This window comes from Pseudoalteromonas sp. 1CM17D, from assembly GCF_023161805.1.
Classification (GTDB): domain Bacteria; phylum Pseudomonadota; class Gammaproteobacteria; order Enterobacterales; family Alteromonadaceae; genus Pseudoalteromonas; species Pseudoalteromonas atlantica.
The window spans coordinates 65,796-90,060 of record NZ_JALNTP010000001.1 but is presented as its reverse complement, the minus strand read 5'-3'; the positions used below and the strand labels follow the sequence as shown (position 1 = coordinate 90,060).

General features: G+C 41.1%; 20 protein-coding genes and 1 riboswitch. Of the genes, 7 read left to right on the top strand and 13 right to left on the bottom strand.

What is annotated here, in order from left to right; genetic code table 11:
* Positions 1–226 precede the first annotated feature (226 nt).
* The 9 genes from grxB to dapB form a co-directional block, all read right to left on the bottom strand.
* Positions 227–859 carry a glutaredoxin 2 gene (grxB, locus tag MSC25_RS00365; protein WP_248442056.1) on the bottom strand — a complete coding sequence of 211 codons (633 nt, stop codon included), beginning with the start codon at positions 857–859 and terminating at the stop codon, positions 227–229.
* 341 nt (positions 860–1,200) lie between these two features.
* On the bottom strand, positions 1,201–2,334 hold the full coding sequence (locus tag MSC25_RS00360; RefSeq protein ID WP_064385173.1) for an L-dopachrome tautomerase-related protein: 1,134 nt from the start codon (positions 2,332–2,334) through the stop codon (positions 1,201–1,203).
* Between the two features lie 8 nt (positions 2,335–2,342).
* The gene (locus MSC25_RS00355; protein ID WP_248442049.1) at positions 2,343–2,834 is read right to left on the bottom strand and encodes a cupin domain-containing protein; all 492 of its coding nucleotides are present in this window, start codon (positions 2,832–2,834) and stop codon (positions 2,343–2,345) included.
* A 189-nt stretch (positions 2,835–3,023) separates the two neighbouring features.
* Positions 3,024–3,677: a 3,4-dihydroxy-2-butanone-4-phosphate synthase gene (gene ribB, locus MSC25_RS00350; RefSeq protein ID WP_248442039.1), complete on the bottom strand. Its 654-nt coding sequence runs from the start codon at positions 3,675–3,677 to the stop codon at positions 3,024–3,026.
* 224 nt (positions 3,678–3,901) lie between these two features.
* Positions 3,902–4,084: riboswitch (FMN riboswitch) on the bottom strand.
* 66 nt (positions 4,085–4,150) lie between these two features.
* Entirely contained in the window at positions 4,151–5,209 is a 1,059-nt protein-coding gene (locus MSC25_RS00345) for a S66 peptidase family protein (protein ID WP_121637638.1), read from the bottom strand.
* Positions 5,210–5,563: 354 nt separating this feature from the next.
* Complete coding sequence (gene greA, locus MSC25_RS00340) at positions 5,564–6,040, bottom strand: transcription elongation factor GreA (protein WP_004588092.1); 477 nt, start codon at positions 6,038–6,040, stop codon at positions 5,564–5,566.
* Between the two features lie 46 nt (positions 6,041–6,086).
* Positions 6,087–9,305, bottom strand: a complete 3,219-nt coding sequence (gene carB, locus MSC25_RS00335; protein ID WP_248442034.1) for a carbamoyl-phosphate synthase large subunit — start codon at positions 9,303–9,305, stop codon at positions 6,087–6,089.
* 16 nt (positions 9,306–9,321) lie between these two features.
* Entirely contained in the window at positions 9,322–10,458 is a 1,137-nt protein-coding gene (gene carA / locus MSC25_RS00330) for a glutamine-hydrolyzing carbamoyl-phosphate synthase small subunit (protein ID WP_004588094.1), read from the bottom strand.
* 364 nt (positions 10,459–10,822) lie between these two features.
* Positions 10,823–11,620, bottom strand: a complete 798-nt coding sequence (dapB, locus tag MSC25_RS00325; RefSeq protein WP_096041514.1) for a 4-hydroxy-tetrahydrodipicolinate reductase — start codon at positions 11,618–11,620, stop codon at positions 10,823–10,825.
* A 339-nt stretch (positions 11,621–11,959) separates the two neighbouring features.
* On the opposite strand from dapB, the gene MSC25_RS00320 reads away from it, so the two are divergent.
* From MSC25_RS00320 to MSC25_RS00310, 3 genes are all read left to right on the top strand, one after another.
* Complete coding sequence (locus tag MSC25_RS00320) at positions 11,960–13,273, top strand: Na+/H+ antiporter NhaC family protein (RefSeq protein WP_004588096.1); 1,314 nt, start codon at positions 11,960–11,962, stop codon at positions 13,271–13,273.
* A gap of 134 nt (positions 13,274–13,407) precedes the next feature.
* On the top strand, positions 13,408–14,196 hold the full coding sequence (locus tag MSC25_RS00315; RefSeq protein WP_248442024.1) for a nucleoside-binding protein: 789 nt from the start codon (positions 13,408–13,410) through the stop codon (positions 14,194–14,196).
* 162 nt (positions 14,197–14,358) lie between these two features.
* On the top strand, positions 14,359–15,372 hold the full coding sequence (locus MSC25_RS00310) for an alpha/beta hydrolase (RefSeq protein WP_248442016.1): 1,014 nt from the start codon (positions 14,359–14,361) through the stop codon (positions 15,370–15,372).
* A 61-nt stretch (positions 15,373–15,433) separates the two neighbouring features.
* On the opposite strand, the gene MSC25_RS00305 is transcribed toward MSC25_RS00310, so the two are convergent.
* Entirely contained in the window at positions 15,434–16,231 is a 798-nt protein-coding gene (locus tag MSC25_RS00305) for a M48 family metallopeptidase (protein ID WP_248442013.1), read from the bottom strand.
* Positions 16,232–16,425: 194 nt separating this feature from the next.
* Between MSC25_RS00305 and MSC25_RS00300 the strand changes: the two genes are divergently transcribed.
* Positions 16,426–17,625 (top strand): Bcr/CflA family multidrug efflux MFS transporter, encoded by a 1,200-nt coding sequence (locus MSC25_RS00300; RefSeq protein WP_248441985.1) that lies wholly within the window; start codon positions 16,426–16,428, stop codon positions 17,623–17,625.
* A 28-nt stretch (positions 17,626–17,653) separates the two neighbouring features.
* Here the strand turns inward: MSC25_RS00300 and grpE are convergent, their stop codons facing one another.
* The gene (grpE, locus tag MSC25_RS00295) at positions 17,654–18,268 is read right to left on the bottom strand and encodes a nucleotide exchange factor GrpE (protein ID WP_024033377.1); all 615 of its coding nucleotides are present in this window, start codon (positions 18,266–18,268) and stop codon (positions 17,654–17,656) included.
* A 58-nt stretch (positions 18,269–18,326) separates the two neighbouring features.
* A complete protein-coding gene (locus MSC25_RS00290) occupies positions 18,327–19,292 on the bottom strand; it encodes an HrcA family transcriptional regulator (protein ID WP_031289855.1) in 966 nt (321 codons plus the stop codon).
* Positions 19,293–19,576: 284 nt separating this feature from the next.
* On the opposite strand from MSC25_RS00290, the gene nadK reads away from it, so the two are divergent.
* The 3 genes from nadK (at position 19,577) to recN (ending at position 22,852) form a co-directional block, all read left to right on the top strand.
* On the top strand, positions 19,577–20,461 hold the full coding sequence (nadK, locus tag MSC25_RS00285) for an NAD(+) kinase (RefSeq protein WP_004588103.1): 885 nt from the start codon (positions 19,577–19,579) through the stop codon (positions 20,459–20,461).
* A 75-nt stretch (positions 20,462–20,536) separates the two neighbouring features.
* Complete coding sequence (locus MSC25_RS00280) at positions 20,537–21,103, top strand: hypothetical protein (protein ID WP_248441976.1); 567 nt, start codon at positions 20,537–20,539, stop codon at positions 21,101–21,103.
* 75 nt (positions 21,104–21,178) lie between these two features.
* Positions 21,179–22,852, top strand: a complete 1,674-nt coding sequence (gene recN, locus MSC25_RS00275) for a DNA repair protein RecN (protein WP_024033375.1) — start codon at positions 21,179–21,181, stop codon at positions 22,850–22,852.
* Between the two features lie 361 nt (positions 22,853–23,213).
* Here the strand turns inward: recN and MSC25_RS00270 are convergent, their stop codons facing one another.
* A complete protein-coding gene (locus MSC25_RS00270) occupies positions 23,214–24,233 on the bottom strand; it encodes a GGDEF domain-containing protein (protein WP_248441974.1) in 1,020 nt (339 codons plus the stop codon).
* Positions 24,234–24,265 lie beyond the last annotated feature (32 nt).

The following is a 24,265-nucleotide window of genomic DNA, read 5'->3' as shown; positions in this document are numbered from 1 at the left end:
AATAAGCCTGCTTAATAATTCCACTAATAATATGTAGTGTAAATAGGTAACTAATTTTTTAATGTTATTAATATACTACTCAGCCATGCTCACGCACACTGCTAAGTGCTGGATTAAAAGGGGTGATTTTCAGAGCTAAATAAAAAAAGCCAGTGACGAGGTCACCGGCCAAAAGAAGGCAATACGAAGGGAGTCGTACTGGCTGTTAAAACTTTTTCAGTATTCGTTATCTTAATAACGGCACATGAGATTCTAATGCCTGATAGTTCATCCATTGGTTTAATTGCTCTGGCCAGGTAATGCTTGGCTCGCAATATAAACCGCGTAATATAGAAAAATAAATAGCGCTATCAAGCAAGCTTAATGACGTTTTACCATTATTAATATTGAGCTGTTTTTCGGTGCCAATTAAAAATTCATTTACTTGTAAAACGATCTCAGGAGTTGATGCTATTAGGTTTACAAAGTTAAGCTCTGTCGATTGCTTGTTATCTTCCCACGCTATGCGGCTAGATTCTGTTTTAAACTCTTTTAAATCAAGTAATGGCCAGCGCGGCAAACCAATTTGCAATAAAGGCGCAAACGAGCCACCTTGCCACTCAATAGCCCCTTGCGTTGGCTTATTTGATTCGCTAGATCCAGCAAGTTTAATAAACAGGCTAATAATTTCGTTACTTTCACTCATAACAGTGCCGTCATCCATTTCAAGAATAGGTACCATTTTTTTACCAATTAGTTTTGTTGGTGTTTCAGTGTCGTCGTAATCAAGTACAACGTCATCAAGCTTAATGCCTAATTTGCCTGCTACATATATAACACGCGCACAAAAAGGACAATGGGAGTAACTGTATAGTTTCATAATTAATTAAAGCCTAAAGCGGGTTAAGTACCTATGGCCGTAAGATACCCAAATAGTCAGCGCAGAAAAACCGCATTTAGGTTGAAACTTTATCTTGTAAAAATTGATAATCACGCTTTAATACCAGTCCGCATAATTAAGTGATCTATTTTGAGGATGGATAAACGTGTTGATAGCAAGGCAAAAAATTCGCTATTTAGTCGTTCTAAATGAGAATTTTTTAACGCAGATAGCGACACGTTTAGCCCCTGAAAATGATTAAGCGTTAATGCGGATTGATATAAGTAGTTAATAACATAAAAAAACACGCCATAAAGGCGTGCTTAATTTACACATTATAGTTAGCGCCCTATTACGCCCTCAGCTAAAGGTTTAAATCTAAATATGTAATAGGGTGCTTTATTTTGAGCATTGCCGTTATTAAGTTGTGCCGAAAGCGGCAATTGTGCAGCGCCGGTGTACATGTAACCCTCTGGTCCAATGCTTACACCATCTGGCCAAATCATGTTTTTATCGTACGTGTAATCACGGTAAGTACGTGTTTTGGCATCAATAACGCCCACAGTACGCTCACCCACTATGGTTAAATATAAATTATCATCAGCATCAATACTTAAACCACCGTTTACTGGTTTTTGTGCGTATTGCTCTACTCGTTCGCCTAGTTGTTTATCGGTTAATTGCTCGTTAGCAATGTCGGCCATTTTAATACGGTAAACATACTTTTTATTAAGCGGAGCAAAGTAAAGCCATTGCTGCGCGTTATCAAGCACAATGCCATCGGCACCAATAAAGGCATTAAGTTGCTTTTGGTTATCAGTCCCTTCATCAATCATTATTGGCATTGTGTAATCGGGTAATGCACTTTCGTGACCTTGCAGTACTCGCCGGCTCTTACCTGTTTTAGTATTAACGATAATAAGGGCGGCTTGCTTGCCATTTCCGCCATCTGCAATACCTTCATCAGCGATCACCAATGTATTGTATTTGCTCGATATAGCTAAATCATTAAGTTGAGATTGAGCAACCGATATAGGGCTAGGTAAATAAATAATTTTATTAAGCTTATTGTTTAGCGCATCCCATGATATCAGCTTTGGCGTAATACGCGGCTGCGCCTGGCCTGAGTCGAGTATCCATACATTACCTCTGTCATCAGCCCTTACCCCTAATACCCAATTTAAATAGTTAGCGGGATTTTTTAAGCTGCCATCACTTTTATAAGGAATTTGCATTTGCGCATTAGGAAATGGCACTACCTCACCACTTTTTAAAAGCTCCCCCACTTTTACTTTTGGGTTATAAAAAGGGTGATAACTAAAAATAAAGCGCTTGTTTAGTGTATACGTAATACCGCCCACAGCACCGTCGGTTTGTGCGTAAACCTCAGCGGGTACCGTGTCATTTGCAAAAGCCGAGGCACTTATTAGCAAGGCTATAGCGCTTAGCCCTAATTTAGATTTATTTAAAAACATAATTTGCCCTACTTTTGCTTAATGTAATTAGCTGTGCCGTCTATCCAGTCTTGTCGAGCTGGGGCAAAAAAATCAATATCTACCGTATCTTGGGTAAAGTGAAATTCGTGCGGTACATTGGCCGGAATCACCATCATGTCACCCGCTTTCATAAGGTATTGTTTACCGCCAGAAAACACTTTAGCCTCGCCTGACATGATCCACGTTACTTGTTCATTAGGGTGTTTATGAAGCGGTACTTTGCCGCCTTTTTTAGCCACCCATTTTACAAACGTAGATTGCGTACCATGAAAATATTGGCGTGTTAAATATGGGCCCATTTGCTCTTTGGGTTGGCTGTCGAGATTAAGTAAAAAAGGGGCGTTAGTAATGTGCTGATTATAACTATCCATTATGCCCATTTGGGGTGCAGGCGTTATTTGCTGTTCAAGTTTACTTTGCGCTGCCCATACGCCACTGCTTGTTAAAGCAGTTGCTAATAAAAACGTGTTAATTTTCATAGTTTCACCTAAATAATAAACTGTGTGCGGCTGCACTGACTATTTAGGTAAAGTTTACAGGCTGAGGATTTTTGAAAAAGCCGCCTAGGCAAGAAACATTATCAAATAAAAACGAGTAATTAATTACTTATTACAAAATATAAACCCAGCAATAAAGCTGGGTTTTACTTAGGTAATGCTTAAAAAACCTTAACTGACCTTTAATTCTTGCATTTGTATGTACTGTACTAAGTCTTCAATCGTTACCACTGTCATGCTGTGTTTATTAGCATAATCACTTACCTGTGGTAAACGCGCCATGGTGCCATCAGGGTTAGTGAGTTCACAAATAACCCCAAACGGTTTTAAACCAGCCAGCTGCATTAAATCAACAGATGCCTCGGTGTGGCCGCGGCGAACTAAAACCCCACCTGTTTGTGCTTTTAAGCCAAAAACATGGCCTGGGCGCGATAAATCACTGGGTTTGGCGTTATCGGCTGTGGCGGCTTTAATCGTTGTTACTCGATCGGCGGCCGATACGCCGGTTGTAACACCGTGTTTAGCCTCTATTGTGACTGTGTAGGCTGTATTATTTTGGCTGGTGTTGTGAGTTACCATTTGCGGTAGCTCGAGCTGCTTAATACGCTCATCGCCCATACACAGGCACACAATACCGCTGCCTTCGCGGATCATTTCCGCCATTTGTTGGGTCGTTAAATGCTCGGCAGAAAAAACAAAATCACCTTCGTTTTCGCGGTTCTCGTCATCAACAACAAGTACGCCTTGGCCTTGCTGCAAAGCAGCAATGGCGTTTCCTACGCGGGTGTGGCTTTCGCCAAATTGGCTAAGTAAAGACTGAATCATTATTATATTCCACATAAAAATAAATAGATTCAGGACACTGAAAGGCATGGCAAAACACACAAACTAAATTGCGCACTTTTTGCCACTAAACAGCTTATACCAATCCGCTTAATTAAGTGATTTATTTTGAGGTTAGAAAAACGTGTCGCTCAAAATAATTAAGTATTATTGCGAATTGGTATTAAACACGCAGCCACAGGCCACGTGTTTGCATACGCTACAAGCTATATTCTCTTTCATCCGGACTATAACCGTCGGCTCTGGCATCTCACCAGATCTGCTTGACCTTTATTTAATACATTAAAAAAACGATTATTAAATAAAGCGCTCGCGGGCTCGTTTTATTCAAAAGCTAATGAGTAAAACATACCGCCGGTGGGGAATTTCACCCCGCCCTGAGAATGTACCGTGAACTTATCTGTTCAGGCCTGCGCATTATACGCGTGTATTTATACGTTATTCAAAAATAAACGTTAAATAAGTTCAGTGTTTAGTGAGGCATTGAGTACGTTACCTTGGTTAATATCGGCCGTGAGTGAGCATTTTGCGCCATTAACTAAGTTTAAATTTGGCTGCACATGGCCAATATCAGCATCTATTATTACCGGGAATAAACACCCACCCAATGCCACCTCTAGCGCATGGCGGTAATCAAATGCATCGTGATGACTTTGTGTTATTTCGCTGCGCCCTAAAATAAGGCCGTTAATATCATCAAATACACCGGCAAGTTTGAGCGACAGTAAAAATCGTGCCACGGTGGTAGGCGTAAGCTCTGAATTTTCTAGGTATAAAATTAGCCCTTCGTTCGCACTGTGTTTTTTAAAGTCGTGCAATGCTAAAAATGGCGAATCCAGCAATAATCCTACCGTATCAAGGCAGCCGCCAAATAAGCGCCCAGACATCTCTATTGAGCGCTCATCTGTGTAATTTAGGCACTGCCACTGGGTAGGCTCGCTTGGCGCTAGCAGTTCATCAGGGTTTTGTGCGTAATTGGGTTTATTTTTTTGATAATAAGCAGAAGGTCCTTGCTCAAATTTACTTCCTGACTCGTAGGTAATGGTTTCAAAAATTTGTAAGCTGTAGGGGTTTGTTTCATCAGGGTGGAGCTGCATTAGGTTGGCACTATGAAGTGTTGCCCATTGGCACTTAGCCGTAAGTGCACAAGCAATTGTGCTCACATCAGAAAAACCCACCAGCCATTTAGGTTTGGCCTCTTTTATGGCGTTAAAATCCAGTAGTGGCAAAATTTCCATTGCCAGCTCTCCGCCCATTGGCGGCATAATGGCGGCAACCTCATCGTCTAGCAAAAAGCCCATTAATTGCTTGGCATGCGCTTTTGCATCTAATTCATCGCGGGGTTTATTTTGGCGTAAAAACTCCCCTTCTACTACCTCGTAACCACGGTGTTTTAAACCGTCTATCACTCTATCTAATCGTGCATGGTATTTTTCTTTTAAGCCCGACGAAAGCGAGCAAATAGCAATTTTAGAGCCTACTTTTAAAGGCGCTGGATAAAGTATATTAGCCATGAATGTTCCTTTTAATAAAGTGATTCCACTGTGTAAAAGCCGTTATGCATTTACACATTACCTATATGAATGTACCTATATCAACACGCACACTCTTTATGCAATATGAATAAGCGTAGAGTGTGTTTAGCATTTATGCAGTCACCATTTTATTTATAAATTTTTTTAACGGGTAATGGCACGCGCTTTTTTAGCAATCCACTTATGCCAATCCGTTTAACTCAGCTCTTTATTTTGAGGGGTGGTGTTATATATGGGGTTTATGAGGATAAGTTGGCTTTAGCTAGTTTTTAGGCATAAAAAAACCGATGCAATTGCATCGGTTTTTGCTTGTACATTACTGTGAGCTAAATATTAAAGATACTCAACGTCAATGATTTCGTACTCAACGTCGCCTTTAGGCGTTTTAATGGTCACAGCATCATCTGTTTGTTTACCAATTAAACCGCGCGCAATCGGTGAGTTAACAGAAATTAAGTTATTTTTAATATCTGCTTCGTCATCACCCACAATACGGTAGGTTACTTCGGCATCTGTTTCTACATTTACAATAGTGACAGTAGTACCAAAAATAACTTTACCTGTATTAGGCATTTTAGTTACGTCAATAATTTGCACATTTGAAAGCTTAGCTTCAATTTCTTGAATACGGCCTTCACAAAAACCCTGTTGCTCACGCGCTGCGTGGTATTCAGCGTTTTCTTTTAAGTCACCATGTTCACGTGCAATCGCAATATCATTTACGATTTTAGGACGGGTAACTGTTTTTAATTCGTTAAGCTCTTCGCGCAGTAACTCTGCGCCACGAACTGTCATCGGAATTGATTGCATACTTTTCTCACTTAACACCAAGGCCTAGTGGCCTTGGTACATTTCCTTAGTTCAATCGCTGGTGTAGCTCTTGAACTGACGTCACTTTACTACGGTCGTCCGCTTGGTTAGCAGTACAGTTAGCAAATGCCGCGTTCAAGGTTGTCGTGTAGTTGGTTTTGTTTTGCAATGCACCACGACGCAACACCTTCGAATCTTCGATCGCTTGGCGACCTTCGGTGGTATTTACGATATAGCTGTACTCTTTATTCTTGATGTTATCAAGAATATGCGGGCGGCCTTCATATACTTTGTTTACACGGCGTACTTCAATACCGGCCTCTTTTAAAGCCTCTGCTGTGCCACCTGTTGCATCAATTTCAAAACCAAGGTCTGTCATGGTTTTAGCAAGTTCTACAACACGAGACTTATCGCTGTTACGTACAGATAGTAACGCGCGACCACCGCGTGGTAAAGTGTTGCTTGCACCTAATTGTGCTTTTGCGAACGCTTCGGCGAAAGTATCGCCAACACCCATCACTTCACCTGTAGAGCGCATCTCTGGGCCACGGATAGGATCCACACCTTGGAACTTAGCAAACGGTAAAACAACTTCTTTAACGCTGTAATACGGTGGAATTACTTCTTTAGTAATGCCTTGGCTTGCTAAAGACTGACCCGCCATACAACGCGCGGCTACTTTTGCAAGTGCAATACCGGTCGCTTTAGATACAAACGGTACAGTACGCGCCGCACGTGGATTCACTTCAATTAAGTACACTTTGTCATCTTTTACAGCAAATTGTGTATTCATTAAGCCCACTACGCCAAGCTCAAGTGCCATATCGGTTACTTGTTTACGCATAACATCTTGCACTTCTTGTGATAAAGAGTGTGCAGGTAATGAACATGCTGAGTCACCCGAGTGAACACCCGCTTGCTCAATGTGCTCCATTATACCGCCAATAATTACTTGCTCGCCGTCACAAATTGCATCAACGTCCACTTCGATTGCATTATCTAAGAAGTGATCAAGTAGTACTGGCGCTTCATTTGAAGCTTGTACCGCTTCGGTCATGTAACGACGTAAGTCTTGCTCATCGTAAACAATTTCCATTGCACGGCCACCCAGTACGTACGATGGACGCACAACCAGTGGGAAGCCAATTTCACCTGATTTAAGTAATGCTTCTTCAGTTGATGTAACTGTTGCGTTTTCTGGTTGTAGTAAATCAAGACGCTCTACTAACTGTTGGAAACGCTCACGGTCTTCTGCGCGGTCAATCGCATCTGGTGAAGTACCAATTACTGGCACACCATTCGCTTCAAGTTCACGTGCTAGTTTAAGTGGTGTTTGGCCACCGTACTGTACAATCACACCTTTTGGTTTTTCAACACGTACAATTTCTAATACGTCTTCAAGTGTAATTGGTTCAAAGAATAAACGGTCAGAGGTATCGTAATCGGTAGAAACCGTTTCAGGGTTACAGTTAACCATGATGGTCTCATAGCCGTCTTCGCGTAGCGCAAGGGCTGCGTGCACACAACAGTAGTCAAACTCAATGCCTTGGCCGATACGGTTAGGACCGCCACCAATAACCATGATTTTGTCTTTGTCTGACGGGTTCGCTTCACACTCTTCATCGTACGTTGAGTACATGTAAGCTGTGTCTGAGCTAAATTCAGCAGCACAGGTATCAACACGCTTGTACACAGGTACAATGTTTAACTGATGACGCTTTTTGCGAATTTCGGCTTCAGATACACCAGCAATTTCAGCAATACGTGGGTCGGCGAAGCCTTTACGCTTAAGTTTACGTAAAAACTCGGCATTTAAGCCGGCCATGCCACCTTCAGCAATTTTAGCTTCGTCTTTTAAAATGTCTTCTATTTGTACTAAGTACCAAGGGTCAACTTTGGTAAGTTCAAATACCTCTTCTACGCTCATACCGTGGCGCATTGCATCGGCAATGTACCAAATACGCTCAGCGCCTGGCTCGCGTAGTTCACGAATGATTTTTTCGCGCGCTTTCGGGTCATCAAGTGCCACAATTGGGTTAAAGCCCGTTGCGCCTACTTCAAGACCGCGTAATGCTTTGTGTAACGATTCTTGCTGGTTACGACCAATCGCCATTACTTCGCCCACTGATTTCATTTGCGTTGTTAAGCGGTCGTTCGCGCCGGCAAATTTTTCAAAGTTAAAGCGAGGAATTTTTGTTACTACGTAGTCGATTGATGGCTCAAATGACGCTGGTGTTTTGCCACCCGTAATGTCGTTTTGAAGTTCATCTAACGTGTAACCAATTGCTAACTTAGCGGCAATTTTAGCAATAGGGAAACCCGTTGCTTTAGATGCCAATGCTGATGAGCGAGATACACGAGGGTTCATCTCAATGATAACCATGCGGCCATCATCAGGGTTTACACCAAACTGTACGTTTGAACCACCGGTTTCAACACCAATTTCACGCAGTACCGCCATAGAGGCATTACGCATTAATTGATATTCTTTGTCGGTTAGCGTTTGTGCTGGTGCAACGGTGATTGAATCACCAGTGTGTACACCCATTGGGTCAAAGTTTTCGATAGAACATACAATGATACAGTTGTCTTTTTTATCACGAACAACTTCCATTTCATATTCTTTCCAGCCAATCAGTGATTCATCAATCAACAACTCACTTGTTGGTGATAAATCTAGGCCGCGCTCACAGATTTCGTTAAATTCTTCCATGTTGTAAGCCACACCGCCACCGGTGCCACCCATAGTGAAAGAAGGACGAATAATACACGGAAAACCAATACGTGTTAGCGTATCGTGTGCTTCATCCATAGAGTGAGCAATTTCAGCACGTGGACATTCAAGGCCAATGTTTTTCATGGCTACGTCAAAGCGTTCACGGTTCTCTGCTTTGTCGATTGCATCGGCGGTTGCGCCAATTAGCTCAACGCCGTGTTTAGCCAGTACGCCGTGCTTATCTAAATCAAGTGCACAGTTTAATGCCGTTTGACCACCCATTGTTGGTAGTACTGCATCTGGCTTTTCTTTTTCAATAATTTTTTCTACCACTTCCCAATGAATAGGCTCGATGTACGTTGCATCGGCCATTTCTGGGTCAGTCATGATAGTCGCTGGGTTTGAGTTAACTAATATTACTCTAAAGCCTTCTTCTCTAAGTGCTTTACACGCTTGAGCACCAGAGTAATCAAATTCACAAGCTTGACCAATTACAATTGGGCCTGCGCCTAAGATAAGAATGCTTTTTAAATCGGTACGTTTTGGCATTATTACTCCAGTTAAATTAGTTATTACGCGCTTGCATCAGGTCGATGAAGTGGTCAAATAATGGGGCTGCATCGTGCGGGCCTGGGCTTGCTTCTGGGTGACCTTGGAAGCTAAACGCTGGTTTATCAGTACGATGAATACCTTGTAGTGTTCCATCAAATAACGATTTGTGCGTGGCACGTAAGTTACTTGGTAGTGTGTCTTCATCGGCAGCAAAACCGTGGTTTTGTGCAGTGATCATTACTACATCGCGGTCTAAGTCTTTTACTGGGTGGTTACCACCGTGGTGGCCAAATTTCATTTTTACTGTTTTAGCACCTGAGGCCAGTGCTAATAATTGATGCCCTAAACAAATACCAAAAATTGGTGTGTCGGTTTCTAAAAAGGTTTTAATTGCATCAATAGCGTAAGTACATGGCTCTGGATCGCCAGGACCATTAGATAAGAAGATACCATCTGGGTTTAAAGCAAGTACATCGGCGGCTGAGGTTTGCGCTGGTACAACGGTTAATTTACAACCGCGATCAACTAGCATTCGTAAAATATTACGTTTAACACCGAAGTCGTAGGCTACTACATGAAACTTTTCATCATCGCTGCTAAGGGTTTTAAATCCTTGGCCTAATGTCCAGCTTGATTCGCGCCACTCAAAATTTTCCTTGGTTGAGACAACTTTTGCTAAATCCATACCTTTTAAACCTGGGAAGGTTTGCGCGGCTTGTAACGCTTTGTTTTCGTCTAACTCGTCACCGGCAATAATACAGCCGTTTTGTGCGCCTTTGTCGCGCAAAATACGGGTAAGCTTTCTGGTGTCGATGTCCGCAATACCTAAAATATTACGTTGTTTTAAGTAATCATCTAACGATTGCTCGTTACGAAAGTTACTTGCTAGCAGTGGCAAATCACGGATCACTAGGCCTTTAGCCCAAATTTGATTCGCTTCTTCGTCTTCGCTGTTGGTACCCGTATTGCCGATATGTGGGTACGTCAAAGTTACGATTTGTTCCGCGTATGATGGATCAGTCAAAATTTCTTGATAACCAGTCATAGACGTATTGAATACTACTTCACCGACTGACATGCCGTCAGCGCCGATTGCAGTACCGCGAAACACTGTGCCGTCTTCTAGGACTAACAGAGCGGATTTAGTCAAGTTAAACCTCCTAACAGTAAAAAACGGGAGTAAGCAAATGCTTAACACCCCGCCAATACCCAGAGGGATCGTCAAAACCAGATTTTTTTGTGAGCTTAAATTGTTTTACGCAGTCTTAAATGATGCCGATATAAAACGCTAAACCTTCAATCATTTTTCTTGCCTAAAACTCTTTTCATTCCCACTGAAACCCCTGGTTTTACTAGCCACTTGGGTATAATTGGAAACACGCATTTAGTAATTTTTGGCAAATTGGCTGCATTCTACATGAAGATGCTATTTAGGTCTAACGTTATTTAGATAAATACTACAAATAAGTCGCTTTAGGCAAAAATAGACCCAAACAGCTAAAAAAGTAACTAAACTACTTCAGATCTAGCACATCTTGCATATCATAAAGTCCTGCTGGTTTATTTTGTAACCACTGCGCAGCCCTTATAGCTCCTAATGCAAAGGTCATTCGCGAACTTGCTTTGTGGGTTAATTCAAGCCTTTCGCCCATAGTTGCGAAATAGGCGGTGTGTTCACCTACTATGTCCCCGCCTCTTAGTACTGAATAGCCAATTTCATTTTGTGATTTTGCGGTTTCTACTTGGCTGCGGTCGTATACCGCTACTTCATCGTGATCCCACCCTTTAGCCTGTGCAATAGATTCACCAATGGCTAATGCTGTGCCCGATGGCGCATCTATTTTATGACGATGATGCGCTTCAAAAACTTCTATATCTAGGTCGTCACCAAATTTAGTGGCTGCTGTTTGCACTAGGTTAAGTAGCACATTAACGCCAACGCTGTAGTTACGCGCAAACACAATAGGAATATGTTTAGCAGCATTTTCTAATAATGCCATGTCTTCGCTAGTTAAACCTGTGGTGCCTATAACCATAGGCAGTTTTTTATCGAGCGCTGTTTTTAAGTGATTGCGCATACCTGCTGGTAACGTGAAATCGATAAGTACATCAACATCAGCAACCTTGCTCTCGTCGCTAAAGCTAATGGATTTGTCGGCTGCACTGTTTACTTGATTTACATTAATACCCAATAACGATGAGCTGCTGCGAACATACGCACCACCAAGTTGTGTTTGCTCTTTAATTGTCGCGGCTTCTAATAGGGCTAAGCCCATTCTGCCGTTAGCACCAAAAACACCTATTCGATTCATTGTTATTGCCTTAATCTGATTTAGTTGGATCTGTTGTTGAGTACCCTGACTAATTTGCCGCCCTAAACTTGCTTTGAGCAATTATTAGCCGCATATAATCGCACACCGGTAGATATTATCTAAAAGTCGTGCAATAGTCAGGTAAGCCCTTAATTAAATAATAATAACAATACCAGTTTACTTTAGCCATCTATACATTTAAACTTCTCTTTCGCGTCGATTTGGTCTTTGGCTTGCGGGCGCTGTGGTCATCTACTTTTTTATTAAAGAGTGATCTACTAAATTCAGCTAAAAGAGGAGTTTTGGCTGTGGTTATATTAACTGGTTATGAGGAATACAATGCAGCCAACATTTAATAAAAACAAAGCAATTCTATCTTTGCTTCCCCTTCTTACCTTTGTAGCCCTTTTTTTAGGCTCAGGTTTATATTTACAATCGCAAGGGGTTGATTACGCTTTTTACCAGCTCCCAGCGCCGGTTGCTATACTACCCGCTATTATGCTTGCCTTTATTTTAAACAAAGGCACAGTAAACCAATGTGTTGAAACCTTTATTAAAGGCGCAGGACACAACAACATTATTACCATGTGTTTAATTTATTTACTTGCTGGTGCATTTTCGGCAGTAGCAAGTGCCACCGGTGGTGTGGATGCGGTTGTAAACGCTGGTTTGTCACTTATTCCCCCGTCGCTGTTATTACCTGGGCTATTTTTAATTGCTGCGGTTGTCTCTACTGCAATGGGTACATCAATGGGTACCATTGGTGCTATAGGGCCAATTGCTTATGCGGTATCCGTTAAAACAGGCATCGACCCTGCGCTAATGGCCGGTACTATAGTATCGGGCGCAATGTTTGGTGATAACCTTTCTATTATTTCAGACACAACCATTGCGGCAACGCGTACGCAAGGCTGTGAAATGAAAGACAAGTTTAAAGAAAACTTAAAAATAGCGGTTCCTGCTGCCGTATTAACCATTGCTTTGCTGCTTTATTTAACACCTGCTCCACAAGCAGTAGAAACTAAAGATTTTGATTTATTATTAGTGCTGCCTTATGCCTTTATTTTAGTATTGGCTGTTGCCGGTATGAACGTGTTTGTCGTGCTATTTAGCGGTATTGTATTTGCTGCGCTAATGGGCTTTACCGGCAGCTACGAAGGCGCAAGCTTTGTAAAAGATATTTACAAAGGTTTTACCGATATGCAGGAAATATTTTTACTTTCTATGTTTATTGGTGGCTTATCTGAATTCATTCGTATTAACGGCGGCCTTGATTTTCTGGCACAAAAAATTCAAGCCATTACAAAAGTGATTGCCAAGTGGCACCGCAAAGTAGCTGATCAGCTTGGTATAGCTGCGTTGGTATTAACCAGTAACGTGTGTATAGCCAATAACACGGTATCCATTATTGTTGCAGGCCCTATTGCTAAAAAACTTGCTGATGATGGCGAAATAAGTGGTAAACGCTCTGCAAGTTTACTTGATATTTTTGCTTGTGTTACGCAAGGCTCACTGCCCTATGGTGCTCAAGCATTACTGTTAGGTGCTACGTTTAAAATTAGCCCGTGGGAAGTATCAACGTCATCTTACTACTGCTTTATTTTAGCTTTTACTGCCATTGCCGTTATTTGTTTGCGCCGCAATAAAGCCTAAATTTTGTGCAAAACCTTATGTTGCAGCTTAATAAATAAGCTGCAACATATGTTAAAATAATAATCTACAAATCAATACCTTGTGCTATAATGCGCGCTTTCGCGTGTCACTAAAGTTATAGTTAAATACAGATTATGAAATTTAAAAAAATACTTCCCCTCGTTACCCTTACGTCAATCGCTTTATCATCTTCTGCCCTTGCTGCTAATTGGAGCAGCACCGCATTACATGTTAATAATGGCGACCAAAAAAACCCATTTACCAAGCAAGAATCAGACACTACTGTTTACTCGCTGCAACATGCATCGGGCTATGATTACGGTGATAACTTTTTCTTTATTGATTACAGCAAAGACGATACAACCGACGGCTACCAAGATAGCAACTTTTACGGCGAATGGTATTCAACGCTAAGCTTATCGGCTATTAGCGGTGAGAAAATTGGCGCTGGTGCATTATTAGATGTAGGCCTTACTGGCGGAATTAACGTTGCCGGCGATGCCAAAATGATGAAATACCTACCGGGTGTTAAATTAAGCTGGGATGTACCTGGGTTCAACTTTTTTCAAACACTTGTCACTGCCTATATTGATGACAGTGAAGGCGTAGCCAAAGGCGGTGCCCCTATTGAAACTAACAGCTGGATGTTTGATGTAGCCTTTGAATACCCGTTTACCCTAGGCTCGCAAAAATTTAGCTTTAAAGGACACGCTGAATACATTGCAGAGCGCGAAGATGAGTTTGGTAACGACGTAGAAGCGTGGATACTTGCACAGCCTATTTTAGTATGGGATATGGGCCACGCGTTAGAAATGAAAGAAAACACCCTATTACTGGGTATGGAACTGCAATACTGGCATAATAAGCTAGGCACTGAGGTCACTGAATCGGTTCCACAAATACACGTTGAGTGGACTTTTTAAGTCCATACAGTGTAAAACAGAGTCAACATTACTTTTAAACGGAGCACTTAAACAGTGCTCTTTTTTTTGCCATGAAAACTATTTAATTGAACAGCCTTTAATACTTAGTTATTGTCTTACTTTAATTAAAGCCGTGTGCTTGCCTTTAATAGGAGTAAGGAAATGCCAGCGATTAAAGTTATTTGTTTGTCTGCATTATTAGCCTTTACTAATAATGCATTTGCCAGTAGTACAGAACCCTCTAAAACCCTCTCTTACGATGCACTTTTAACAAATTACCAGTATGATTTTAAAGTAAATTATTTTGATATTGCTTCACAAAAGCAATCGCTAAAAATGGCGTATATTTATTTAAAACCCACACAAAAAAATATGCCAACAGTGACGCTAATGCACGGTAAAAACTTTAATGCCGACTACTGGAGCCCCACAGCCCGTTACTTACAGTCGCTTGGGTTTGGGGTGCTGATCCCCGATCAAATTGGTTTTGGTAAGTCTTCAAAGCCCACTAACTATCAATATTCATTTGCGGCGCTTGCGCATCATACACATGCATTAATGGACTCGCTAAACCTTGAAAAGTCGATTATTGTTGGCCACTCTATGGGGGGAATGCTAGCGAGCCGTTTTGCATTAATGTACCCAGATACAACCACAAAACTTATTTTGCTTAATCCAATAGGGCTTGAAAACTACTTACACTATGTAAAATACAAAGACACCAACTTTTTTTATAAAAATGAGCTTAACAAAACGCCCGAAGGTGTTAAAAAGTACCAGCAAAAAAACTATTACGATGGTCAATGGAATACCCAGTATTCAGCATTAACCGACTTTATTACAGGGCAAATACAAGGCCCAGATAAAGAGCAAATTGCTTGGGTTAACGCTAAAACCTACGATATGATTTTTACCCAACCGGTGATCACTGAATTTAAAGACTTAACGGTGCCCGTTAAATTAATTATTGGTACGCGTGACAGAACAGGCCCTGGCCGAAACTGGAAAAAAGACGGGATAGATTATCAGCTGGGGCGTTACGACAAATTAGGAAAACACGCTGCTGCGCTTATTCCTGATTCGCAACTGTTTGAACTTGATAATTTAGGGCATTTACCGCAAGTAGAAGATTTTGAGCGATTTAAGGCAGTGTTTAAACAAGCACTAAGTGATTAATAGCTTGATACTTAATAAAATAAAGCCCCTGTAAGTAAACTGCTTACAGGGGCTTTTTAATTTACAGCGTACATTGCGGGTTTTTACCCTGCGATTTAGCCGTACTTTGCTCGCTAAGTGCTTCGCTCATTTGTGCTTGTAAATTATTAATTCGATTGCTCGGTGCAGGGTGAGTAGATAAAAACTCAGGTGTGCTACCACTGCCTGCTGCGCTCATATTTTGCCAAAGCGTTACCGACTCTTGTGGGTTAAAGCCAGCCTGCGCCATTAAATCTAAGCCAATGGTATCGGCCTCTGATTCGTGTGAACGGCTAAACGGTAAAATTACGCCGTACTGCGCCCCTAAACCTAAACCTTGCATAATTTCGTTGCGGTATTGTACGTTGCCCATTTCAAGCGCTGCGCTGCCTAATTGCATACCAGTATCTAAAATTGAGCTTTGTGATACACGCTCATTTGAATGCTCTGCTATGACGTGGCCCACTTCGTGCCCTAGTACGGTTGCAAGCTGATCTTGATTGGTGGCTATTTTTAATAACCCCGTATGAACACCTATGTAGCCACCAGGTAATGCAAAAGCATTTGCCGACTCATCTTCAAATACTACGACTTCCCAATTTTGTGAGGCGTATTCTTTTGGTAAAACAGCCACGACCTTTTCAGCAATACAATTTACATACGCATTGGTTTTTGCATCTTTATTGATTGGCTGTGATTCCTTCATTTGAGCAAAACTTGCAGTGCCCATTTCACTCATTTGTTGCTCTGAATACAGCGCAATTTGAGTACGCCCCGTAGGCGATGTTTTACAGCCGGCTAAAACTGCGGTTGCGAGTAAGGCAAGGGCTAGTTTTTTCATGGTGTTTCCTTCAAGTCTTTAATTTTTATTAGTTGTAGAATAGCAAACACGGTGCCAGTTTAGAATCTTTGCTCTTTATTACGCCGCTTTTTATTTTTAATAAATAAATGACCTTGCCAGACAAACTAAGTTTATACCCTTGCATAGCCCTGTTACACTATAAGCCTTGTTTTTAGTGAATGTTGAGTGACTACATGGACGCCTCGGCCTCGTCTTTTAATACCCGAATTTTGTTACCTTTGTTAGCCAGTATTGTTGCTATTACGCCACTGGCTATAGACATGTACTTACCGGCCATGTTGGTTATTGCGAACGATTTACAAACCACTATGCCAAATGTACAAATTTCGCTAAGTATTTATTTGGCTGGCTACTCGCTAGGCATGTTATTTTTTGGCCCTATTGCCGATCAACTCGGACGACGAAAACTAGCCCGGATTGGCTTAACCTTATTTGGTGCAAGCTCATTTGCGCTGGCTTTTACCAACGAAATACACACCTTTTGGGTACTTAGAGCCGTGCAAGCATTCACCGGCGCGGCAGCTACGGTGGTTGTGCCTGGCGTAATTAGGCATATTTATCAAAAAAACACCGCTAAAGGCATGTCGTATGTATCTATGATCATGATGGTAGCGCCCTTAGTTGCCCCCTCTGTGGGCTCGTTTATTTTAGGGTTCTCGGTATGGTCAACCATATTTTTGGTTCTTGCTGCCTATAGCTTTTTAATTTTAGCGTTTGTACAGGTGTATTTAATTGATATCCCCATTCATAAAAATGAGAAAAAAGGCCTAGCCTTGTTTTTCGACAGCTATAAAACGGTACTTAGTAATAAAGATGCACGTGCAGACATATTAAGCTCTATGTTTGTCTCGTTTGGCTTTTTTTGCTTTTTAACCTCAGTGCCTTTTGTATACTTAGATTTATATAATGTATCTGAGCAATTATTTGGTATTTTATTCGCATTTAATGTCATGGCACTTATGTGTGGTAACTTTTTAAATACCCGAATTGTACCAAGAATTGGCTCTCGAAAAATGCTGTACATAGGGCTTGTATGTGGCTTTGCCTCTGGGCTGGCACTGCTTACGTTTAGCTTGTTGCAGCTTTCTTTATACTACATTGTAGCGGCCATTGCGCCTTTAATGATGAGCCTAGGGGTAACGGCGAGTAATGCTGATTCATTAATATTAATGAAGTTTGAAAAAAACACCGGTACCGCCACCGCTGTTATTGGAACGCTGCGCTTTGGCAGTGGCGCGCTCGTTGGCCCATTGCTTGCGGTGGTGCATGCAAAAAGTGCTGTGCCGTTTTCAAGCTTAATGTTTAGCGCCGTACTATTAACTATGCTGGTGCAGTTAATCCACTATAAAATAGACAAAAAAAATGCCTCATAATGAGGCATTTTTTATAAACAGTGACTAATTAAGCGTCTGCTGCTTTAGATACCATAACCATTGCAGGGCGTAATAAACGACCATTTAATGTGTATCCTTTTTGCATTACTGCAAGTACCGTGTTTGGTGAAACATCGTTACTTGGTTGGATAGACATTGCTTGGTGGAATTCTGGATTGAATTGCTCACCCTGTGGGTTAACAATTTCAACGCCAAACTTTGCAACCGCATCGTTAAAGCTTTTAACTGTCATATCAATACCTTCAAGCAATGGCTTTAGGGTTTCGTTTTCTTTATCAGAAAACTCAATAGCGCGCTCTAGGTTATCGATTACTGGAAGTAATTCGTTAGCAAACTTTTCCAGTGCAAATTTATGTGCTTTTTCTACATCTTGTGCAGCACGACGACGAATGTTATCTACATCTGCGGCGGCGCGTACAACGCTGTCTTTTTGATCCGCAATGGTTTGCTTAGCGGCTTCAAGCTCTGCGTATAGCATTGCAATTTCAGCTTCAGGGCTTTGCTCTTGGTCTGCTTCGTGTTGCTCTGCGGCTTCTACTGCTGCTTCAACATCAGCTTCCATTTGAGCTACTTCTTCGTTTAGTTCTACTTCTTGCTCTGGGTTTTGTGTCTGCTCAGACATAAAATACGTGCTCCAATTCTTTACAACTGCGGTAATTATGGGGATTGAATAAAAAGATTCAAGAGTTAGATGGCTCTAATAATTTAAATTCTTGGATTAATTGTTCAATTTGCGCCGATTTAGGGCAAATTACGCAAAAACGGCTTTGATACTCTTGATTTTGAAAGTACGGCACACTAATTACTATCAGCTCATTGCACTCTGTAAACGGTAAGTTTTCAGTGTTTAAAACTGATACACCGTTTTTAAATGCGAGTTTATCTTCGACAAAATTTAAAAATGAAACGCCAATATTTAAGCTTTGTTCGCAATCGACCTTTTTATATAAATAGTTTTCGCCTACTACAATACTGTTATCTGATCCAAGCTTATGACTAAGCTGGCGCGTCCACTGTGTCAGTGAGTCATGGCAATTACGCGGTGCGGTGTTTGCCATTGCTTGCATTCTGTACAAACCTTCCATTAAGGTTTGTTGGCTAAATACTGTGTTTAACCAAGTTGCAAATTGATAACGCACAGCATCTGAGGAATCATCAGGTTTGTTGATACAAATATTGTGGCTTTGCCCTGCTCTATCTATTAGCAGTACAAGCCAATCGTTAGAATCAAACTCAAGTACTTCTACTCTAAACACTTGTTGCGAGCTTGCTTGTGGTAAGCCTACACAACAACATACTTGATACTTTTTACTTAATCCATGGGCAAGCTCCACAAGTTGTGCTTGCTTTGGCTGCCAGTAATTAGCTATTTCAGCTAACGGAAAAAACTCATCAAACCAATAATCAAACCCTTGGTTTGTAGGCACACGCCCTGCCGATGTATGAGGGGAATATAACAAGCCTACTTTTTCAAGTCGCGCCATAGCATTTCGTACCGTAGCAGAACAAACCGCCATGCCTTTTTGCTTCGCTATTTTTGTTGATGGAACGGGTAACCCTTCACCATTACAATAAAGGCTCATCACTGCTGAAAAAATTTGTTGATCTCGCGGGTTTATATTCATGTTATCTACATCTTGTTGCATGAAAGAGATATCGGGGCAGTTAAAACAAATTCAAGCCTAAAGCACGCTTTAAGTGAATATGTTGTTGCATGCATTACAATAAAACACTGCAGCAACTATTTTTAAGCATTAAATATAAAAATTAAAGGGGTAATTTAATCTGTTGAGCCAATAATCAGCACTTAGGTGAGCTTGGCAATATACAGGCGTAAGTGAATCATTATCATATTGGTAAATCTGTGTTTTCAAACACTTCTGTTTTGAGTTACCCTACAAAAATATTATTACTTTTTATTGCAGCCGTTATGCACTCACCGTTTAAAACTATTGGCCTTATAGGTAAACCAAACCATCCTAAAGCTGCGGCTACGTTACAGCGTTTACATACTTTTTTATCGGCTCTTGGCTTTACCGTGATTGTAGAAAAGCGCACCGGTGGGCAGTTATCGGATGTCCCTGATACTCATCAAGTTGACCTTGTTAGCTTAGGCGAGCAAGCCGACCTTGCTATTGTTGTAGGGGGTGATGGCAATATGCTTGGTGCTGCTCGCGTACTGGCACGCTTTGACGTAGCTGTAATAGGCGTAAACAGAGGTAATTTAGGGTTTTTAACCGACTTAAATCCAGAGGGCTTTGAAGGTAGCCTAGAGCAAGTGTTAAGCGGCGAGTATTTAGAAGAAAAACGCTTTTTGCTCGAGGTAGAAGTATACCGCCATAACGAACTTAAAAGTGCGAATTCAGCCGTTAACGAAGCGGTGCTACACGCCGACAAAGTTGCCCACATGATTGAGTTTGAGGCTTTTATAAATAACGACTTTGTGTTTTCTCAGCGCTCTGACGGTTTAATTGTATCAACCCCTACCGGCTCTACAGCTTATTCTTTATCGGGTGGCGGGCCCATTTTAACACCTGAGCTTAATGCAATTTCGTTAGTGCCTATGTTTCCGCATACATTATCAAGCAGACCCTTAGTGGTTGATGCCGATAACGAGGTACGCTTAAAGTTAAGCCTTGAGAACACCGACAGCTTACAAGTCAGTTGCGACAGCCATGTAGTGCTTGCCGTTTTACCCGGCGATGAAGTAGTTATTAAAAAAGCCGACAGAAAACTGCGCTTAATTCACCCAAAAAACTACTCTTACTACAACGTTTTACGTACTAAACTTAATTGGGGCAGCCGTTTATACTAATTTTATTGCCAAGCGTAGTGCTTTAGCGCAAAATACAAGACAAATAAAAATTAATCAAACTAGGAATATCTAGCAATGACTTATGTTGTTATCTTTGCTTTGTTATTACTTATCACTTTGCTTGGCGCTTATATTAGAGTTGAAAACAATAGAAAAAAAGCGTTAGAAACCAAGAAGAAACAATTTAACGAACGTGTTGCCCAAGTAAACACTCGCCTCAAAACCAAGCTAAACAATTTATTAGAAGCCAAAATAATAAGACCTAAGTATGTAGCGCAAATTCAGGCAATTGTGACCAATTTTTTTGTGGTTCAGCCCCATACTGATGAAAACCTACAGCATTTAGAAGATATTAGCGACAGCTTAGTGAGCACGCTTTCGATTGAGTTTCAAAAAGCACTGCAAAGTGAAAACGCCCAAGCGCTACAAGATAATATACAGTACTTTGTGAGTGAGTTACCCCAGCAAGGCATACTTTATAATAAAGCGTTTTATCATGAAATTTTGCCCTCATTGATTGTACAAATTAAAACTGACACACCTGAAAACCCAAGCGAAAGCCTTGAAAATACTGACGAAACCCCTTCTGATGAAAGTACTGACTCTGATAGTCAGTTTTCTCAAAATGCGAGTGTTGCTTAAAAAGTAAAAAATTAATTTGCAAAAAACCTAAACACTGTATAAATTAACAGTTAATTCACTGGATGGATGAACAGTATGTTAATTGGTTTAGAAATTAAAAATTTTGCAATTGTAAGTAACTTAAGCACTGAGTGGCATAACGGCATGACGGCGATCACGGGTGAAACCGGCGCGGGTAAATCGATTGCCATTGATGCACTTTCACTGTGTTTAGGCGAGCGCGCTGAAGCGTCGGCGGTTCGCCCTGGCACAGATAAAGCAGAAGTGTGCGCACAATTTGATTTAACTGCCCTTCCTCTTGCTAAAGCATTTTTAGAACAACACATGCTAACGAGTAACGACAACGAATGCCTACTTAGACGCGTTGTATGTAAAAATGGCCGTAGCAAAAGCTATATTAATGGCAGCGCTGTTACAGCAGCTCAACTTAAAGAGCTGGGACAGTATTTAATTTCTATACACGGACAGCATGCTCATCAGCACCTTTTAAAAGCTGAACACCAGCTGCAACTGCTAGACGCCTACGCAGGCCACAATCAGCTTGTAAAAGCGGTTAGCCAAAGCTTTAAATTATATGCAAACCTGCAAAAAGAATTTAAACAGCTTGAGCAACAGCAATTACAACAAGCCGCTCAAAAACAATTACTCGAATACCAAGTTGCCGAATTAGATGAGTTTGCCTTACAAGACGGCGAGTTTGAACAAATAGAAGCCGAACATTACAAGCTAAGTAATAGCCAAACCATTTTAGAAGCCTGCCAGCGCGAACTTCAACATTTATACGAAAGTGATGAGCAAAATGCCTGTTCAATGCTGCAACACAGCGCTCAGCAATTTGCCGAGCTTGCAAATTATGACGAAAGCTTAGCAAGTGTAGCTGCATTATTAGATGAAGCCGCAGTGCAAGTTGAAGAAGCAAGCAGAGAAGTAAGAAACTACGCAGAGCAGGCCGACTTAGACCCTGCTAGATTAACAGAAGTAGAAGCGCGCTTAAGTGGCGCAATGGACTTAGCCCGTAAGCATCATATAAAGCCTCAAGAGCTGGTTGAGTTTCATCAAGGTTTAACACAAGAGCTAGAATCAATTAGTAACAATAGCTCACGTTTGGCGCAATTAGACGATGAAATAACTAATGCGCTAAGTGCATACCAGCACGCCAGTGATCAGCTAAGCGAAAGTCGCCATAAATATGCTAATACATTAAATCAATTAATTAGTGAAAGCATGGCTAATTTATCGATGGAAAATGGGGTCTTTGAAATTCAGCTTACCCAAGAAGCTGAGCGCCAACCCAATGCATTAGGTTTTGATAGCGTCTCGTTTTTGGTCTCTACTAACCCTGGGCAGCCATTACAACCTTTAGCTAAAGTTGCCTCGGGTGGTGAGCTGTCGCGTATTAGCCTTGCCATACAGGTGATCATTGCCCAAAAAGTGACAACGCCAACGCTTATTTTTGACGAAGTGGATGTAGGTATATCAGGTCCTACCGCCTCCTCTGTAGGGAAGTTACTACGCCAACTAGGAAAATCAACACAGGTTATTTGTGTAACCCATTTACCCCAGGTTGCAAGTAGTGCGCATCAGCAGTTTTTTGTAGCAAAAGAAATAGCACAAGGCGAGACCTTTACTCAAATGCTCAGCCTAAATAAAGACGGCCGTATTAATGAAATTGCACGCTTACTTGGCGGCGATAATATAAGTAAAACCGCTAAAGCAAATGCTAAAGAGCTTATTATGGCGCACGCCTAAGTTATACTTTTGCTACAACAGTGGAGAGACGTTTTAAATGCAAAGCATGCTGATAAATTTTTGCCATGTTACTGGGTGGCTACTTTTTGTTTTGAGCTTTTTGCTTATTGGGTTTAGTAAGTTTAAGCACGCAGAATTTAAGCTAAAACTCTTTAGCTTTTTAAAACTTATATTGGTTTATCAAGTAACGGTGAGTGTTTGGCAGTGGTTTATTATTGGCAACATAGTGGCTAATAATCAATGGTTACTTTTATTAGCACAGATACTGTGCTGTGCAATGTGCTATTTAAGTTTACAGCGGCGAAAAAGTAAAAGCCGCCCCAACCTTGATAGTTTTTCTATGGATTAACTAACACAAGCGTTAAGAGCAAGTTCTATTTTTACCTTGCTCTTTTGCTTTGTATAATCGCTCGTCGGCAAGCTTTATGTCTTGGGCTATGGTTGTATCTAACTGGCTTTGCACAAGCCCCATACTTATAGTTAATACCACCGATTTCCCACTCATGCGCACTGGATTTTTTTGTAATTCTGCATGAATTTTTTCTGCAATACTTTGCCCCTGATCTTTGTCGCTGTTTGGTAGTGCAATTAAAAACTCTTCACCGCCCCACCGAGAAGCAATACCTTGCTTTGGCATGCTCTTTTTTAAAATATTGGCAAGTTGGGTTAACGCTTCATCACCAAAGTCGTGGCCGTAGTTATCATTAATGTTTTTGAAATTATCAACATCAGCTAGCAAAATTACATACGGCTGCTTATTTTTTTTATAAAGATGTTTAAGCTCAGCAAGTTCTTTCATCATAAAACGTCTGTTAGGTAAATCAGTTAAGTGATCTATTGTGGCAAGGCGCTCATTTTTTTGACTCAGCGCGACTATTTTTTCATTGTATTTTTCGCGTGAGCGCTCATAAAAACCACTTAATAAAGCAACAATAATAAAAGAAATGACCACCCTTAGTGGAAGTGCTTCAGGCTGATAATCATAAATATTAAAGTTATCTGTAATAATAAAGCCGGCGATCACGGCAAATAAAAAGGCAACAATATCAAATGTTCCTTTTTTAAGGCCTCTAATAGAGTAAGTCACCGGTGATACAATAAATATCCAAATTGGCCCAGTACCTTCAGCTCCGCCCGAGATCACTAAATACAGCATTAAACAGTAAAGGTTATATAAAATGGTGGTTGCTGATTTTTCGACTGCGCGATAAAGGCTAAAAGCCCACGCATAAAAACCAGCTGAAACTAGCAGCATAATACCAAGCACTACATCAGCACTGGACAATGCATTACACGCCATAGCGAAGGTAGCTATAAATCCGATGGTCGAAAAAAAGCGAACAATTAGCTTTCTTTCTCTGTTGTCTGAGTATGCATTCATATTATTATTTTTTATTTGCAAGCGAGCTTTAA